Raw genomic sequence first — 16,652 nt, 5'->3', positions numbered from 1 at the left:
ACGTCGCTCGTGCTCGGCTCCTGGTGGGGACTTGCTACGGCGCCTTTGCTAGCCCTCTTGCTCGGCATCCGAATCGGCGTCGAAGAGAAGGCGCTGCGCATGGGTCTCGAGGGCTATGACGACTATGCGCGCCGCGTGCGCTACCGCCTGATTCCGCTCATCTGGTGAGACGGTACATCCTGCATGGCAACGCGCGAGCAATCGACGGGCGGCGGGAAACAAGATCGGCGGCTTTTCGGCGCCGGGGGCGACGACATCGACCATAGTGAAGTCCGCAGCCGCGAAGTACGGCTCCTCGGACAACACGGCCTCAAACCGAGCGAGCTTTTCGCGAAGCGCCGCGCCTTTGGTTTCGACCGTGGCTTGGTCAGGGGCGTTGAGAAGCGGCCAGGCGTCGGCGACGATCGCCGTCAGCATCTCGAGGATGTGCGATATGACCGAGGTTCGTCAGGCGGACCGACGAAGCCAACTTACATCCACCGATAGATACTGATCGATATCGGACAAATTTATTTTGTTTTCAGAGTGTTACGTCGTACTCTAGCGTAAATTCGGCGGCGATTGGATCGGCCTGAATCATTCCCACTCGATCGTGCCAGGCGGCTTCGAGGTGACGTCGTAGACGACACGATTGATGCCACGCACCTCGTTGATGATGCGGGTTGCGGCGCGGCCGAGGAACTCCATGTCGTAGTGGTAGAAATCGGCGGTCATGCCGTCGACGGAGGTGACGGCGCGCAGTGCGCAGACGAATTCGTAGGTGCGCCCGTCGCCCATGACGCCGACGGTCTGGACCGGCAGCAGCACGGCAAACGCCTGCCAGATGGCGTCGTAGAGACCGGCCTTGCGGATTTCGTCGAGATAGATGGCGTCGGCTTCGCGGAGAATCTCCAGCTTTTCGCGGGTGATGCCGCCCGGGCAGCGGATCGCGAGACCCGGACCGGGGAAGGGGTGGCGGCCGATGAATGAGTCGGGCAAGCCGAGCTCCTTGCCGAGCACGCGCACCTCGTCTTTGAAGAGCTCGCGCAGCGGCTCGACGAGCTGCATGTTCATGCGCTCCGGCAGGCCGCCGACATTGTGGTGCGACTTGATCGTCACCGACGGTCCGCCGGTGAAGGAAACGCTTTCGATCACATCGGGATAGAGCGTGCCCTGGCCGAGGAAGTCGGCGCCGCCGAGCTTCCTCGCCTCTTCCTCGAAGGTCTCGATGAACAGCCGGCCGATGATCTTGCGCTTCGTCTCGGGATCGCTGACGCCTTCGAGCTCGCCGATGAACTTGTCGGAAGCGTCGACGTGAACCAGGTGCAGGTTGTAGTGTTCGCGGAACATGGCGACGACGTTGGCCGCCTCATCCTTGCGCATCAGGCCGTGATCGACGAGCACGCAGGTGAGTTTATCGCCGATCGCTTCGTGGATCAGAAGTGCTGCAACGGAACTGTCGACGCCGCCCGAAAGCGCGCAGAGGACGCGCTTGTCGCCGACCTGCTCGCGGATCGCTTCGACCGCCTTCTGGCGATAGGCCGACATCGACCAGTCTGCCTTGATGCCGGCGATGTTGTGAATGAAGTTGGCAATCAGCTTGGCGCCGTCAGGCGTGTGCACGACTTCGGGATGGAACTGCACGCCGTAATATTTGCGCTTCTCATCGGCGATGAAGGCGTAAGGCGCGTTCGGCGAGGTCGCGACGACTTCGAAGCCTTCGGGGAGTGCCGTGACGCGGTCGCCGTGGCTCATCCAGACCTGATGGCGCGAGCCCTTTGACCAGAGGCCTTCGAACAGGGCGCTGTCTTCGTCCACCTCGAGGAAGGCGCGGCCGAATTCGCGGTGGTGGCCGCTCTCGACCTTGCCGCCGAGCTGCATGCACATCGTCTGCTGGCCGTAGCAGATGCCGAAAACGGGCAGGCCGCTGTCGAAGATGATATTAGGCGCACGGGGCGAGCCTTCATCGACCGTCGAGGCCGGGCTGCCGGACAGGATCACGGCCTTCGGCTGCAGGCGCTTGAAGCCTTCTTCGGCGGACTGGAAGGGAATGATCTCGCAGTAGACCCCAGTTTCGCGCACGCGGCGTGCGATCAGCTGGGTTACCTGGCTGCCGAAATCGACGATGAGAACGCTGTCTGGGTGTGCTGTCTGGGTCATGGCGAGCCTTTAATGAAAAGCACCCGGTCTTGCAATGCGCGAAATCCTTCGCTGGAGGATTTTATTGTCCTGATTGTCCCTGTTTTGCAGGCTCTAGAACCAGAATACGCCGTCCTCCAGCGCCGTAAACAGGCTGTCGACGGCATAAGACAGCTTGCGGTCGACGACATGCAGGTATTCCGTCCAGCCGGAAATATGCTGCAGCTCTTCCACGCCGTCGGAAATCCCGCGCAGGCCGATCAGCGGCAGCTGGTACGCCTGGCAAGCGCGCAAGATTGCGAAGGTCTCCATATCGACCATGTCTGCGGCGATACCGTTATAGGCCTGTCCCGACACGACATTACCGCCGGTTGAGAGGCTCGCCTCGGGAATGCCTGGAATTCTGAGTGGCAGATCGACGATGGCGGGCAAGTCGAGAAACGGCGTGCGCCCCTTCTCGAAGCCGAGCGGCGATGCGTCCATGTCGCGATAGGAAACGGAGGTTGCCTGATAGACCTCGGTCTGTTCGAGCTTTGCCGACCCGGCCGAACCGAGCGACACGACCAGCTGCGGCAACTCGTCGGTCTGCTCCAATTGCGCGAGCGCCCGGGTGAGCACGATGGCCGCCTCGACCGGACCGACCCCTGTCATCAGCGGCTCGAAGCGAGAGCGCAGGAAAGGACCATACTCGGCCTCGGCCGCCATCACGAAGAGAATGGACTTGCCGGCGACCGATTTCAGCTCAAACTTCATCCCGAAATGCCCTCTCTGCCACGGATGATCATCATGGTGCTTGTCATGGAAGCGATCAGCTTTGCCGGTCCGTCGCCGATCGCGTAGCCGCGCCCGTCCGCAACGATGATGTTCGATCCCGGCTTGGTGATCTCGCCCCGAAAGAGGAAGCGATCACCACGCCCCGGCGACAGCAGATTGACCTTGAATTCGATCGTCAGAATGGATGCCTCGGCATCGATGACACTGTAGGCGGCAAAACCGCAGGCAGAATCGAGGGCAGCTGAGATCACGCCGGCATGCAGGATCCCGTGCTGCTGAGTGAGCTTGACGTCGAATGGCAGCTCAATCTCCACCATTGCCCGCTCGACGCGCGTCAATTCGGCGCCGATCGTGTGCATCGCCGCCTGGCGCGCAAAGTTTTTCCGGATCCGCTCGTGGAAATCGCCACTGTCGTCGTCAGTCATCGTTTCGCCTTTCTTGCGAGCGCGAAAGTGGCATGGTGCGCCGCGTCAGACAAGCGGTTCCCGGAAATCAGTTGGCGGAGCGCTCCCGCGCGATGTGCTGCCGCCTACCGTTTGACCGCGCGTGCCAGCGCCGGACGTAAAGATTGGATTCAGTCTTTTTTGGTAAATCTCCGTTAGCCATTGCTTCTCAGTGGTTCCCCGGTGGCAGCGAATCTGCCGTCGACAGTTGTTTTGCGTGCGGGTTCTTATGCGTCTATCGGCTGCGTCAGCTTTCTTCCTTGCTTGCCTTGCTTTGTCGGGCTGCACGTCCAGTTTGGGACCGGACAGCCTCGTTGCAGGAGCGCCATCGCGTGAGACGACCAACTCGGTCACGCGCCCAGGCGCTCCCGTGCCGGCAACGGCGGTGCCGTCGGCTGATGTCGCGGAGACACCAGCGCCAGCCGCGCCGCGACAGGAGGAATTGGCTTGGGCCGGCCCGATCCCCCAGCCGCAAGGCTTCATGCCGCAGGCAGGCGTGGCCGCTGCGCCCATGCCTTCGGAAAGGCCGGTTGAAACAGTGGCGCCGGCCGTATTGGCGCCCGCAGCACCCGAAACCGACGAGGCGCCACGGACACGTTCGCGAATCTACAATCACCGTTTCCGTGACGTCAAACCCATCAACTTCGGCTCGTCGTCGCCGCGAAAACTCGCCGTTCATGGCGTCGACGTTTCGCGATGGCAGGGTGACATCGACTGGCAGAAGCTGAGGACGCAGGGCGCGAACTTCGTCTACATCAAGGCGACTGATGGCGGCGATCATCTTGATCCGATGTTCCGAAAGAACTGGCGGGACGCCAAGCAGGCCGGAATGAAGCGCGGCGCCTATCACTTCTTCTATTGGTGCCGCACGGCAGGCGAACAGGCGGACTGGTTCATCCGCAACGTTCCGAGGGAAGCCGGAGCCTTGCCACCGGTTATCGACGTCGAATGGAACGGCGAGTCGAGCTGCAAGCGGCGCGTCTCGCCCGAGAAGGTTCGCGAGAAGATGCAGGTCTTCATGGACAAGCTTGAGCGGCACTACGGCCAGCGGCCAATCATCTATACGGCGCCGGACTTCTACCGTGACAACCTGAAGGGCGCGTTTCTGAACTATCCTTTCTGGCTGCGTTCGGTTGCGGCACACCCCTCCAAGGTTTATCCCGGACGCCGGTGGGTATTCTGGCAGTATTCGGGCTCCGGCATCTCGCACGGTGTCGACGGCCGGATCGACCTGAACGTGTTCCACGGCAGCGAGGATGACTGGCACGACTGGGTCGCCCGCGCCGGTTGAGATGCTGCCGGTTCCGCCCGCGTGAAGCAATCGGGAGGTCCGCCATGGTAGACGTTGTGCTATTTCACCACGCGCTTGGATTGACGCAGGGCGTCATCGCTTTTGCTGCAGACCTGCGAGCCGGTGGACACGTCGTTCATACGCCCGACCTATTTGCCGGCCGGACGTTCGACACCTTGGAGCAGGGTGTGCAGCATGCTCGGGAGATCGGCTTCGGCGAGATTATCCAACGCGGAGCCCGCGCCGTGGATGGGCTTGCGAGTGAGCTCGTCTATGTCGGTCTCTCCCTCGGTGTTCTCCCGGCGCAGTATCTGGCTCAGACGCGTCCCGGCGCGCGGGGCGCGATCTTCCTTCACGCCTGCTTGCCGCGTTCGGAATTCGGTTCGGCTTGGCCGAAAGCCCTGCCCGCGCAGATCCATGCAATGGACGCCGACCCGTTCTTCGTGGGAGACGGTGATATCGAGGCGGCGAAGGCGCTGGCCGGCGAGTCGGCTGACGTCAGGCTTTTCCTCTATCCGGGCGACGAGCACCTTTTTTCCGACCGGTTGCTCGCGGCCTATGATCCAGCCGCGGCAGCTGTTCTTCAACGGCGATTGCTCGACTTTCTCGCGGATCGATAGCTGTTCGCCCGAGTCGCGGGGGCGGGCAAATTGCTAGTTCAAATAGACGATCGAGGCATTGAGCAGCGCCTCGAAGCTCACCCAGACGGCATAGGGAATGAAGAGCAGCGCCGAAATTCGGTCCGATTTCCAGCGGTTGACGACAAAGGCAAGGATCAGCGCCAGTAGCAAAACGATCACGACCAACGCAGCCGATGGCATCCGCAGGCCGAAGAAGGATGGCGACCAGAGAAAATTCAGCACCATTTGCGAGGCCCAGAGGAGCATGCCGATGGAGAGGTGTCCTCGCAGCCACGTCCGCGCCCCGGCAATGCCGACCAGCGCGTAGAGAACGAACCAGACGGGCCCGAAAATCCAATCAGGTGGATTGAACGCCGGCTTGACGAGAGATTGATACCATTCCCCGGGCGGATTGCTGGCGCCGATAACCACGCCTCCACCCAGCGCGATTGCGACGAAGACGACGTAGGTCAGGGTCCTGCTCATTCGCCTGACATAGGGCGGCTCATATCCGTGAACCAGATCGCTAGCGATCTTTTGCGCACAATTCAGATGGTCGCAATGCGTACGATATGCTGGTCCCAGGCGACGTCGCTCTGCGTTGATAGAAACCCGCCTTCATAGGACGACACGGCAAAACCGCTCCTGGCAGCGGCAATGCCTGCCGCGTCCGGCACGAACTCCTCATGGAGCACCCGACCGCTCTTCGCATCGATCGTCACGGAAGCACCGCCCTTGGGGGAGGTGACGCCGACCAGCCCTTCCATCCGATTGATTGCGATGGCGCCGACATAGTTTGCGAGCCGGCGTGTGGTCTCTTCCGGAAGATCGACAAAGCGCAGATCCTCGCCTTTCGCAAACGAGCCGACGAGGGGCGGCAGGTCGTTGCGATGGCCCTCGTATTGGCAGGCAAACCAGACGCGGCCGCTGTCGTCGACATCGACGTGCCGTGTAGAGAGTTGCGCCCACTGCGATGGCAAGGAGCGTTTTTCGATCAGCGTTCCCGTTGCCGCGTCTATCAGCGTCAGCGACGGTTGCATGCTGGATAGGTTGAGCTTCGTGCGGCCGAAGTCCGGATGCGTTTCGATCCCGCCATTGGCCACGATCAGCATGCGCCCGTCGTCAGACACGGTCATGTCATGCGGACCGACGCCGTAGGTCTCGAACTCGCCGACACGCTCAAAACGGCTCGTCGCGTCGTAAAGGCCGATCACGCCACGGTTGGTGTCGAAGGCGTTTTCGCTGGCATAGAGAAGCCGGCCATCCGGTGAAAAGGCGCCATGGCCATAGAAGTGGCGACCCTCGGCAGTCGTGATGATGATCGGCTCTTTCTTGCTGCGAGAATCGAAGATCATCGCGTAGGTGCCGGGGCGGCGGGCAAACGCGACAGTCTTTCCCGTCATTTGGCTGAAGGCCATGCCATGCGCTCGCGCCGGAAGCGCGACTTGATCGATGATTTCACCGCGCTCCGAAACGGTGGCAACGGCGTAGGATCCGTTTGCCGTTCGCATACCAGATGCATAGACAGCATCCGCGCGCTCCAGCGCCATGAGCGCACGCGGCTGGAGCGCGGCCAGCAATGTCAGTCCGGCGGCTTTGACGAAACTGCGCCGGTCGATCGCCGAGCTATTCCACATGGCCCTCAATCGCCGTCCGAGAAGGAGAAGCCGGCTGACAGGCCGATCGCTACGCCGTAATCATCGCTGATTTTGGTGATCAGTTCGCGCGTACTGACGAGAAGGGCATCGAGCTTTGCTTTCTCCTCGGCGCTTGTCGCAACTTCGATATCCGGGTTGAGCTTCGGCACGGTCTCCAGCAGCGACTTGAAGCTGGCATCGATCGCATCGGCGATGGGCTTCTTGTCCGCAGGCAGAAGTTCGGCCATGCCGGGCTTTTGCCAGAGCGTGCGCAATCCTTCGAGGTTGGCCGTCATCGACTTCCACGTGTTGTGGGAGCGCCAGTAGATCGCCATGCGCGGACGTGGTGTGGTGTCCTTGCCCTTGTAGAACTGCTCGAGCCGCTGGTCGCGGACGGTCTCCGCGCCATGAACGAGAATCCCGAGCAGCGCGGTCACCGCTTCCTTGTTGTCCATGAAGTCTGCGCTTTGCGGGCCCGGATGCTTCCAGCTCGCCTGCACGCCATCGGGCTTTTCCCAGGCCGCGACGACTTCGCCGGCCTCGCGCTGGACGTTGCCGGCAATTGCAGCGCCGTAGAGGCATCGGAAGCTGTTCTTCTGCTTGGTCAGGTCTTCGGAGCCGGTGCCGTAGAGCACGTACTCAAGCGCCGTCAGTCCCTGCAGCGCCACGCTCTTGCCGGCGATTGCGTCGACTGTCGCATCTTTGGGGTCGGCCTTGGCGATCAGAGCCTGAACCTGTTTCAGGCCGACGCCCTTGCGATCGGGATAAAACAGGATGTGCTCGAAGAGATTGTCCTGGATAACCGGCCCGGTCTGGACAATCTCTATGACCGACCAATAACGGATCGTGTCGTCGAAGGCCGATTTCGCCTTGTCGAGTGTCTGCTGGGTCGCGTCATCACAGAGGTCCTTCATTGCCGTTGTCAGGCGCGCTGCCGATTGCTGGGCATTGCGGTAGCCAGGGCGGATCACGTCGTCGACTGCCCGCTGCATCACGGCCGATACCGCCTCCTCGTTCAGGCCGGCTTGCGGTGCAGTGGTCTGGGCGGCAGCGGAGGAAGCAAGGGCAAGGGAGAGAACAAGGGGTTGCCAAAGGCGCATCAAAGGGACTCCAGGAATGTAATCAGTGCCTGCCGGTCATCCTTCGGCAGGGATGCGAAAGCGTCACGCGCCTTTTGCGCCTCGCCGCCATGCCAGAGAATCGCTTCGGTGAGATTTCTGGCGCGTCCGTCGTGGAGGAAAAAGCTGTGCCCGCTGACAGTCTGTGTCAGACCTATACCCCATAGTGGCGGCGTGCGCCATTCACGACCGTTGGCGCTTCCTACTTGTTGTCCGTCCGCGAGACCGTCGCCCATGTCATGCAGCAGCAAGTCGGAATAAGGCCAGATCAGCTGGAAGGATTGGGCCTTGTCGGCGCTGTCGCGGCTCGTGACGAACTTCGGCACGTGGCAGGAGATGCAGCCGCTTTGGTAGAAGATCTTCTTGCCCCGCAGGGTTGCCGGAAAGCTCGCCTTTCGCCGCGCAGGGACGGCCAGGTTGGCGGAATAGAAGGTGACGAGGTCGAGGATCGGGCCGGGGGCCTCCTCCTTGCCTAGGCGCTTCTGCACGCCTGTCGGCATCTTCTGGCACTCTGCTTCGGCTTTTGTGCAGTCGCCGTGTGGGTCGGGCCGGTCGGCGTTCGAAATGCCAATGTCGTTGGAAAAAGCATCGGCGCTCTGATCACGCACGCTTGCATTCTGGGCCTTCCAGCCGAAGCGACCGAGCGCGATCTTACCGGTGCGGTGATCACGCACGATCGCCGCCTTGCCATGGATGCCGTTGCCGTTCGCATCGTCCGGATCGGCGTGGGCTAGGATGTCCGCCTCGGGAATGGCCTCGATCAGGCCGAGCCCGATCATTGCGGGCGCGACGCGCGGCGAGATCGTTGTCGCGGGGTCGAGTGGCCCGTAGCCAAGGTTGATCACCGCATAGGTCGGACGGCGCAGCGAGGCCGTTTCGCCGTCGCCAAGCGTCACAGGCTCCTCGGTGTAGCGGATCGCCATCTTTCCCTCGGAGGGAAGACCCGGAACTGCAAGATCCTGCAACTGGTGGCCATAGACAGGGTCGGGGAAGTTGACGTTCTCGGCGGTGGCGATTGCGCGTTGCTCCTCCGGCGTTATCGCCGGGCGCGATAGGCGCAGAAACATCGAGGTGGCGCTGACGCCGCCTTCCGGGGGCCTTCCGCGGCCGTCATTCAAATGGCAACTCATACAGGAGCGGGCGTTGAAGAGCGGCCCCAGGCCATCCGAGGCCTGCGTCGAGGAGGGGGCGGAAACCCAGAGCTTCTTGAAGAGGGCATTTCCAAGACGGAACGGCTGCTCTTTCTCAAAGGGGATCGTCGCGGAAATATGCGAAAAGGAATCCTCTGCGACCGGATCGATGGAGGTGGCGCCGCCGGCCTGCATCGCCTCGTATTGCTCGACCTTGGAAAAATCGGTGGTCGGTCGCGTCACATCGGCGACGCGTTTCATATCTGCGTCGGAAAGATCGGTTCGCTTTGTCGGGAGATCGAAATCGGACGCCAGGGCGACGGAAAATCCGGCAATCGCGGCGCAGAACACTGCGCTACTGAGAAGACGAGGGGCCGGTCTGGGAGGCATTTCGGGGGTTCGGGCCGCTCCGCCAGACGAAGCGGCCCGCCTTTTTTCTTATTGGAAGACGGCGTTAGGATTATCCAAGCTGTCGGAACCTTCAAGCTTCACCGTGCCGAGATCGAGTGCGGCAATAACGCGCTGCACGGACTTGGTCTGGTCGACGAGACCGTCGATGGCAGCCTGAACGACGGCGTTGCCCTTCTTGTTGCCTTCGCCGATCATCTGGTCGTACTTCTCGACATTCTGACCGCGCTTCGCCATGACCTGCATCGCATCGAGCGTCTTCTTCAGCTTCGCCTGCATGTCCTTGTCGAGCTTGTTGTCCCTGGCTGCGACGAGATCATGCAGCGACGGACCCTTTATCTTCGTGCCGTCGACGCGGGTGTAATCGCCGGTGTAAGCGGCGGCGATGCCGATCGCGTCGTTGAGGTGCGAGTTGTAGGTGTTGTCGGAGAAGCAATCGTGCTCTTCTTCCGGATCGTGCAGCAGCAGGCCGAGCTTCATGCGCTCGCCGGCCAGCTCGCCATAGGAGAGCGAGCCCATGCCGGTCAGGATAGCAACGAGGCCGGCCTTCGGGTCTGCTTCGACATGCTTGGTGGCTTCGCCATCCGAAGCCCAGTTGTTGGTCATTTCCTGAAGGTCGGAAACGAGCAGCGTGGAGGCGGACTTCAGATACTCTGCGCGGCGATCGCAATTGCCGTGTGTGCAATTCTTGAGGTCATAATCGGTCGCAGGGCGGTTGCCAGCACCTGGACCCGTGCCGTTGAGGTCCTGGCCCCAGAGCAGGAATTCGATCGCGTGGTAGCCCGTTGCGACATTGGCTTCGACGCCGCCGGCTTCTGCCAGCGTGCCAGACAGGAACTCAGGCGTCAGCTTGGACGCGTCAACGTCCTTGCCGTCGATCTTGATCGTCTTGTTGGCAATGACGTTGGCCACATAGAGCGAGTTCTCGTCGCTCTCGGTGCCGTAGGACGGGTCGACATAGTCGATCAAGCCTTCGTCCAGCGGCCAGGCGTTGACCTTGCCTTCCCAGTCGTCGACGATCGGGTTGCCGAAGCGGTATACTTCCGTCTGCTGGTAAGGGACGCGAGCCTTGATCCAGGCGGCGCGGGCAGTCTTCAACGTTTCATCGGTCGGGTTCTTGAGCAGGGCGTCGATTGCCGCGTCGAGAGCTTTCGCCGTGGTCAGCGAGTCTTCGTACTTGGCATGCGCAACTTCGGCGTAATGCCTGACGACTGCAGCAGCATCCGGTGCCGCGTAGGCGGGAATGGCGAGCAGAGCGGTTGGGGCCACCGCCACCGCCAGCGCCACAGCTGCGCAAAAATTCTTGTTGAGTTTCATGATCCTCTCCTGTGCGGACGTTCCGTCTGAGGTCCGACGAAAAATCTCTTCGCCCAAAAGCAAACTGGTGTCAAACACTCTAGTTTGGAATGATTTTAAGTATATTCGCCGCCGTTGCTGGGGGCGCCGAGTGAATGCTCAGCCTTTCCTCTGCATGCGGCAGAAGAAGAAACCGTCCGTATCGGTGGAGGCGGGCGTCAGGGTGATGGTCCTGCCGTCGGACGAGCGGGGACGTGGACTGTCCTTTCCGAATAGTCCATCCCAGGCAGGCAGGGCACTGACGATTTCGTAGTCGCCGTTCTCGGTGGTGAATCGCCGGACCTGTTCCTCGTTTTCCTGCGGCAGCACCGAGCAGGTCACATAGATCAGCTCGCCGCCCGGGCGGACAAAGGCGCTGGCCTGCTTGAGTGCATCTTGCTGCTGGGCCGTGCGCTCATCGAGGTTCTTGGCGGTCAGCCGCCATTTGGTGTCAGGCCGCCGCCGCCATGTGCCGGTTCCCGTGCATGGCGCATCGACGAGCACCTTGTCGCAGCGATCGCTGAGGCTCTTCAAGGCCTTGGCGTCATCATGCACTTGGACATTGCGGGTTCCAGCACGCTTCAACCGCTCGATGATCGGAGCGAGCCGCTTGCGATCCGCATCGTAGGCGTGGACCTGGCCCTTGTTGTGCATGGCTGCCGACATAGCGAGCGTCTTGCCGCCGCCGCCCGCGCAGTAATCGAGAACCTGTTCGCCGTCTTTGGGAAGCACGAGATCGGCAACGATCTGCGATCCCTCGTCCTGTACTTCGAACCAGCCTTTCTGGAACGAAAGCTCGGCTGTCACGTTTGGAAGCCGTGAGGCTCCTTCGCCGGCGGGAATCCGGATACCGTACCGCGCGATCGCGGCCCCTTGTGCGCCGGCTCTTTCGAGCGCCTTGACCGTCTTGTCGCGGGTGGCTTTCAGGATGTTGGCGCGCAAATCGAGCGTGGGACGCCCGGCAAGGGCCTGCGCTTCGGCGAGCCACTGATCGCCGAAGGCACGTTCCAAGGAGGACTGCACCCATTCGGGAATATCGCCCTGAACATGAGCCGGGGCGTCGGCCAGCCGGCGGCTGTTGAAGGCGGAGAGCTGCGCTTCGGAAAGCGGGCTTGGCGCGAACTTGTCGTCCGTGAGTTCCGCGGCAAGGCTTTCCGGCGTGAAGCCCCACTGCCGGAACATGACGGCGTGGGCGATGGCGGATGCGCTATCGTCGTCCATCAGCCACGCGTGGGAGAGGCGCATACGAAGCGCATCATAGACAATATTGCCGATCGCCGCGCGATCGCCGGATCCGGCGAAGCGATGAGCGAGGCCCCAGTCCTTCAATGCATCGGCTACAGGCCGTCTGCGGGCATCGATATCTGCAAGAACCGAAATCGCCCCTTCGAGCCGTCCGCCCAAACGCATTCACACAGCTCCTAGTCGCCTCGGGTCAAAATACCGGGCTTGTGAACAATCTGCAGGAAGCGCAACAGACGCAGCGGATTGTACACAAGTCTTCAATCGCGTCGTACTCGCGATTGGCGGCAAGAGCAAGCGGACCCCTTCGGGCCCGACAGATGCTTTAGCCTATGACCTCGTAGCAGACCTTCGCGGTGCCGCTGCTGACCATACCAATGTTCTGGGCGGCGGCGCGGGAGAGATCGAGGACGCGGCCACGAATGAATGGGCCACGATCGTTGACGCGGACGACGACACTGCGTCCGTTTCTGCGGTTGGTAACTTTCAGCTTCGTACCAAATGCCAGTGAACGATGCGCTGCAGTATTGATGGTCGGGTTCATACGTTCCCCGGAAGCGGTTTTGGAGCGAAGTGCGTACCATGAAGCGCCACCGCAACCATTTGCAGCAAATCCTTCAACGGGAAGGATGGTAGAACAGGCTGCAATAGTTGCTGCTGCGATAACAGAACGGCAAATTTTCTTCAAAACGGATTGTCCCTCAACTGTTGAACTCGCGCCTTGTGGGCGGTGGGAGGGTTGAATCCGGCCAAGTGTGGCGAAAAAGTGCCCCCAATTATCACGGAATATTACAAAGTGTAATATTTGTGATGGCAAGATGCGCGACATGGAGCCGCTAAAAATCAAGGAGATGGGAAAAAAGATAATGAAATCAAGTAAAATTAGAACGTTTTTTGCAAGCTCAAATCCACGCAACCCACGATCACAAAATTAACGAAAATAATTTTGCGTGAGCGCCATAATTAATGCCTCATTTGAGCAAATTCAGGGGCCGTTAACCATAAACCGGCGCTGGATTGTGCGCGCTGTGTCGGCGAAGTAGGAATTTTCTACCCATTGACTGAACTGCTGATGGCTGCCTTGGACAACCACAGGAAGTAAAATCTGCAGCCCGCTCCCGCAGCGTTGGTAACTCATGATATCAAGCTGGCAGGGGAGTTTGCCGAGGTATCGCACAAATAGCACGACGGCGTTGTCGAAAGTGCGGCTGTGCGAACGTCTTAGCTTGCAAGCGCGCAAGCGGTGCGCGCCTCGTCAACTTGGGCAGGGAGGCTGCGGAAGTTATGAGCATACCCTACAGTTGGATTATTGTCGCGGCCGGGGCATTGATGACCTGCGTTGCGCTCGGCGCGATGTTCTCACTGGCGATCTTCCAGGAGCCGATCGCCATCGAGACCGGCTGGTCACACGCGGGCATCGCGACTGCGATGACGCTCAATTTCATTGTTATGGGGATTGGCGGCTTTCTCTGGGGCGCCGCAAGCGATCGCTTCGGTCCGCGCATTGTCGTTCTCATCGGCGCAGGCGCGCTTGGGCTGGCACTCGTATTGGCAAGCCGCGCGGAGTCCCTTCTGCAATTTCAGCTGACCTACGGCATTCTGGTCGGACTTGCGGCCAGCACGTTCTTTGCACCGATGATCGCCACGACGACAGGTTGGTTCGAGGAGAACCGCAGCCTTGCCGTCTCATTGGTTTCTGCCGGCATGGGTGTCGCGCCGATGACGATCTCGCCCTTCGCGCGCCTGCTTATCTCTGCTTATGATTGGCGCACCGCAATGCTGTTGATCGGCATCACGGCCTGGGTGCTGCTGATACCCGCAGCCTTGCTCGTCCGGCGTCCGCCGGCTGAAGCGAGCGACGGTGCCGCCGCCACTATATCGGACGGTGAGCGACCCAAACTCTCGCGGGTGTTGCGCTCACCGCAATTCATTGTGCTCGGCCTGACGTTCTCTGCCTGCTGCGCCGCGCATTCCGGCCCGATCTTCCACATGGTCAGCTACGCCACGATCTGCGGCATCGCACCGATGGCTGCCGTCAGCATCTACAGCGTCGAGGGGCTTGCGGGGCTCGGCGGCCGGCTTCTCTATGGTGGGCTTGCCGACAGGATCGGGGTGAAGCCCGTCCTCGTTACCGGCCTGCTCGTCCAGGCGATCGCGCTGGCAACCTATCTCTTCGTCAGCCGGCTCGGCGAATTCTATGTTCTCGCGATTATCTTCGGCAGTGCCTATGGCGGCGTGATGCCGCTTTATGCCGTGCTTGCGCGGGAATATTTCGGGCCGCGTATCATCGGTACTGTGTTCGGCGCAGCCACAATGCTGTCCAGCCTCGGCATGGCATTCGGGCCTCTGATCGGCGGCTGGATCTTCGACACGTTCCACAGCTACTCGTGGCTCTTCATTGGATCCGCGCTGGTCGGGCTGGGCGCGGCAGCGATCGCACTGGCGTTCCCGCCGCTCGCAAGGGTAAAGACCGAACCGGCTCTCGGGGTCTCGGCCTGAGGCGGTGCCGCTAATCGCGCCAAGTGTTGCTCTGCATCAGCTGCGCGAGCGAGGCGGGATAGGTTGGGAAGGAAAACGTGAAGCCAGCGGCCTTCAGCTTGGCGTTCGAGACCCGCTTGTTCTCGCCGTAGAAGGACCGCGCCATCGGCGTGAGTTCAGCCGTCTCGAAAGGCTGCTCCGGCGGGGGCTCGACGCCCATCAGGCGTGCAGCCTCGACAATGACGTCCTGCGGCGGGCCGGGCAGATCGTCCGTCACATTATAAATGCCGCCGAGCCCGCGCTCGGCGAGAAACCGCGTCGCCGCGCCGATATCCTCCACGCGGATCCGGTTGAAAACCTGATCCTTCTTGATCAGCCGTCGCGCGCTGCCACGTTCCAGATTGCAGAAGGCATTGCGGCCCGGGCCATAGATGCCCGAGAGGCGGAGAACGGCTGCCGGTATATCGGCCTCGGCGCCGAAGGCCATCCAGCCATCTTCCGCTTCCAGCCTCTCCTTTGACCGCCCGGAAACCGGTGTGCATGGCGTGTCTTCGGTGACCCAATTGCCCTTGTGATCGCCATAGACGCCGACCGTCGAGAGGTAGCCGATCCACTGGAGCTCCGGCATCATCTCCCGCAAGCGATCGCCCGCCAGCCTGATCAGCGGGTCACCATTTTCCCGCGGTGCAATGGATTGCACGAGATGCGTCGTATCCCGCATTGCAGCGCGCAAGTCGTTCCCCAGGGTTTCGCCGTCGAAAAGGAACGCGTTAATGTCCTGGCCGCGCAGGGCAGCTGCTTTGTCGTCCGCCCGTGTGGTCCCGGATACGCGCACTCCATCAGCAATGAAGGCCTTGCCGATTGCCTTGCCCGAATAGCCGCAGCCGAAAATCATCACATCCATCACACAGCTCCCGCTAGCCGCCACTCGTTCAAGACATCGCTGTCCGACTCATCCGGCCTTTGTGCCGCAAAGGCAAAAAATTCTCCAGCCTCAAGAAGGCGCGAAAGCGCCCAAACCGCCATGCCACGCACGACGGGCGAGGGGTCCCGTGTCAGTTCCCGACATCGCTCGACAAATCGGCGGTCGCCCGAATTGCCGGCGGCGATGAGCACATTCCGGATGAATCGATCGCGGCCGATACGCTTGACCGGCGAACCGCTGAAGAACGTGCGGAAGGCGGCGTCGTCAAGGCTGAGCAGGAACTCGATCGTCGGTTCCTTGAGGTCCTCGCGGGCCTGTAGCTTCATCTCGGACGCCTCGTGGGCAAATTTGTTCCATGGGCAGGCGGCAAGGCAATCGTCGCAGCCATAGATCCGATTGCCGATCAGCGGGCGCAACGCCGGATCGATCGGTCCCTTGTGCTCGATGGTCAGGTAGGAGATGCAGCGCCGCGCGTCGATCTGGTAAGGACCGGGAAAGGCATTGGTCGGGCAGATGTCGAGACAGGCGTGGCAGGAGCCGCAGTGGTCGACTTCCGGGGTGTCGATGTTCAAATCCGCGGTCGTGAACATTGAGCCGAGGAAAAGCCAAGAACCGAGCTCACGGCTGACGAGGTTGGTGTGTTTGCCCTGCCAGCCGAGGCCGGCCGCGGCAGCCAGCGGCTTCTCCATCACCGGAGCGGTGTCGACGAAGACCTTTACATCCGCCCCGGCGCGCGCTGCAAAACGCGTCGCAATCTCCTTCAACCGCCCCTTGATGACGTCATGATAGTCGCGATTGCGCGCATAGACCGAGATCGCAGCCTTGTCGGGCTTTGTCAGAACTTCGCGGGGATCTTCGTCGGGTCCATAATTGAGGCCGAAGACGACAATCGACCGGACATCGCTCCAGAGCGTGCGCGGATCGCCGCGCCTGTCGCGGGTTTCCGCCATCCACTCCATCGTGCCATGCCGCCCCGCGTCGATGAATTCGCCAAGCCGCTCCTTGGCCTCCGGTATGGCGTCCGGCTGCGTGATGCGACAGAAGTCGAATCCCAACGCCTTTGCCTCCGAGCGAACGAAGGCGGTGAGAGTGTCGCGGCGCTTCTGTTCCTTGTTTTCCATGGCCATCGAAGG

Annotated in this window: 15 protein-coding genes and 1 pseudogene; 4 read left to right on the top strand and 12 right to left on the bottom strand. The window is 61.3% G+C overall.

Annotated features, from left to right (window positions below; all coding sequences use genetic code 11):
• A pseudogene (locus FHT71_RS31860) lies at positions 1–168 on the top strand (isoprenylcysteine carboxylmethyltransferase family protein); the annotation flags it as partial.
• 408 nt (positions 169–576) lie between these two features.
• Here the strand turns inward: FHT71_RS31860 and guaA are convergent.
• The 3 genes from guaA to FHT71_RS20980 form a co-directional block, all read right to left on the bottom strand.
• Positions 577–2,139, bottom strand: a complete 1,563-nt coding sequence (gene guaA, locus FHT71_RS20990; RefSeq protein WP_132591849.1) for a glutamine-hydrolyzing GMP synthase — start codon at positions 2,137–2,139, stop codon at positions 577–579.
• A 93-nt stretch (positions 2,140–2,232) separates the two neighbouring features.
• A complete protein-coding gene (locus FHT71_RS20985) occupies positions 2,233–2,871 on the bottom strand; it encodes a 5'-methylthioadenosine/S-adenosylhomocysteine nucleosidase (protein ID WP_132591851.1) in 639 nt (212 codons plus the stop codon).
• The gene (locus tag FHT71_RS20980; protein ID WP_132591853.1) at positions 2,868–3,317 is read right to left on the bottom strand and encodes a PaaI family thioesterase; all 450 of its coding nucleotides are present in this window, start codon (positions 3,315–3,317) and stop codon (positions 2,868–2,870) included. Before FHT71_RS20980 ends, FHT71_RS20985 begins: the two co-directional genes overlap by 4 nt.
• A gap of 247 nt (positions 3,318–3,564) precedes the next feature.
• On the opposite strand from FHT71_RS20980, the gene FHT71_RS20975 reads away from it, so the two are divergent.
• Together FHT71_RS20975 and FHT71_RS20970 are read left to right on the top strand one after the other, a co-directional pair.
• Positions 3,565–4,626 carry a GH25 family lysozyme gene (locus FHT71_RS20975; RefSeq protein ID WP_183721731.1) on the top strand — a complete coding sequence of 354 codons (1,062 nt, stop codon included), beginning with the start codon at positions 3,565–3,567 and terminating at the stop codon, positions 4,624–4,626.
• Positions 4,627–4,670: 44 nt separating this feature from the next.
• Positions 4,671–5,246, top strand: a complete 576-nt coding sequence (locus FHT71_RS20970) for a dienelactone hydrolase family protein (RefSeq protein WP_132591857.1) — start codon at positions 4,671–4,673, stop codon at positions 5,244–5,246.
• Between the two features lie 33 nt (positions 5,247–5,279).
• On the opposite strand, the gene FHT71_RS20965 is transcribed toward FHT71_RS20970, so the two are convergent.
• The 7 genes from FHT71_RS20965 to FHT71_RS20935 form a co-directional block, all read right to left on the bottom strand.
• Positions 5,280–5,732 carry a TspO/MBR family protein gene (locus FHT71_RS20965; protein WP_183721729.1) on the bottom strand — a complete coding sequence of 151 codons (453 nt, stop codon included), beginning with the start codon at positions 5,730–5,732 and terminating at the stop codon, positions 5,280–5,282.
• A gap of 62 nt (positions 5,733–5,794) precedes the next feature.
• Positions 5,795–6,883 carry a DUF1513 domain-containing protein gene (locus tag FHT71_RS20960; RefSeq protein ID WP_132591861.1) on the bottom strand — a complete coding sequence of 363 codons (1,089 nt, stop codon included), beginning with the start codon at positions 6,881–6,883 and terminating at the stop codon, positions 5,795–5,797.
• Between the two features lie 5 nt (positions 6,884–6,888).
• Positions 6,889–7,983 carry an imelysin family protein gene (locus tag FHT71_RS20955; RefSeq protein ID WP_183721727.1) on the bottom strand — a complete coding sequence of 365 codons (1,095 nt, stop codon included), beginning with the start codon at positions 7,981–7,983 and terminating at the stop codon, positions 6,889–6,891.
• On the bottom strand, positions 7,983–9,521 hold the full coding sequence (locus tag FHT71_RS20950; RefSeq protein WP_132591863.1) for a di-heme oxidoredictase family protein: 1,539 nt from the start codon (positions 9,519–9,521) through the stop codon (positions 7,983–7,985). The genes FHT71_RS20955 and FHT71_RS20950 overlap by 1 nt, the downstream gene beginning before the upstream one ends.
• 48 nt (positions 9,522–9,569) lie before the next feature.
• Positions 9,570–10,856, bottom strand: coding sequence for an imelysin family protein (locus FHT71_RS20945; protein WP_132591865.1), 1,287 nt, complete (start codon positions 10,854–10,856; stop codon positions 9,570–9,572).
• A 138-nt stretch (positions 10,857–10,994) separates the two neighbouring features.
• Entirely contained in the window at positions 10,995–12,284 is a 1,290-nt protein-coding gene (locus tag FHT71_RS20940) for an RsmB/NOP family class I SAM-dependent RNA methyltransferase (RefSeq protein WP_132591867.1), read from the bottom strand.
• A 157-nt stretch (positions 12,285–12,441) separates the two neighbouring features.
• On the bottom strand, positions 12,442–12,804 hold the full coding sequence (locus FHT71_RS20935) for a septal ring lytic transglycosylase RlpA family protein (RefSeq protein WP_024317743.1): 363 nt from the start codon (positions 12,802–12,804) through the stop codon (positions 12,442–12,444).
• 596 nt (positions 12,805–13,400) lie between these two features.
• On the opposite strand from FHT71_RS20935, the gene FHT71_RS20930 reads away from it, so the two are divergent.
• Positions 13,401–14,615, top strand: a complete 1,215-nt coding sequence (locus tag FHT71_RS20930; RefSeq protein WP_007799490.1) for an MFS transporter — start codon at positions 13,401–13,403, stop codon at positions 14,613–14,615.
• 10 nt (positions 14,616–14,625) lie between these two features.
• Here FHT71_RS20930 and FHT71_RS20925 read toward each other — a convergent pair whose 3' ends face one another.
• Together FHT71_RS20925 and queG are read right to left on the bottom strand one after the other, a co-directional pair.
• Positions 14,626–15,498, bottom strand: coding sequence for an SDR family oxidoreductase (locus FHT71_RS20925; protein WP_132591869.1), 873 nt, complete (start codon positions 15,496–15,498; stop codon positions 14,626–14,628).
• On the bottom strand, positions 15,498–16,646 hold the full coding sequence (gene queG / locus FHT71_RS20920; protein WP_132591871.1) for a tRNA epoxyqueuosine(34) reductase QueG: 1,149 nt from the start codon (positions 16,644–16,646) through the stop codon (positions 15,498–15,500). The genes FHT71_RS20925 and queG overlap by 1 nt, the downstream gene beginning before the upstream one ends.
• Positions 16,647–16,652: the final 6 nt, after the last annotated feature.

The organism is Rhizobium sp. BK060 (assembly GCF_014193145.1).
Taxonomy (GTDB): domain Bacteria; phylum Pseudomonadota; class Alphaproteobacteria; order Rhizobiales; family Rhizobiaceae; genus Rhizobium.
The sequence above is the reverse complement of the archived record's forward strand: the minus strand, read 5'-3'. Positions and strand labels throughout refer to the sequence as shown.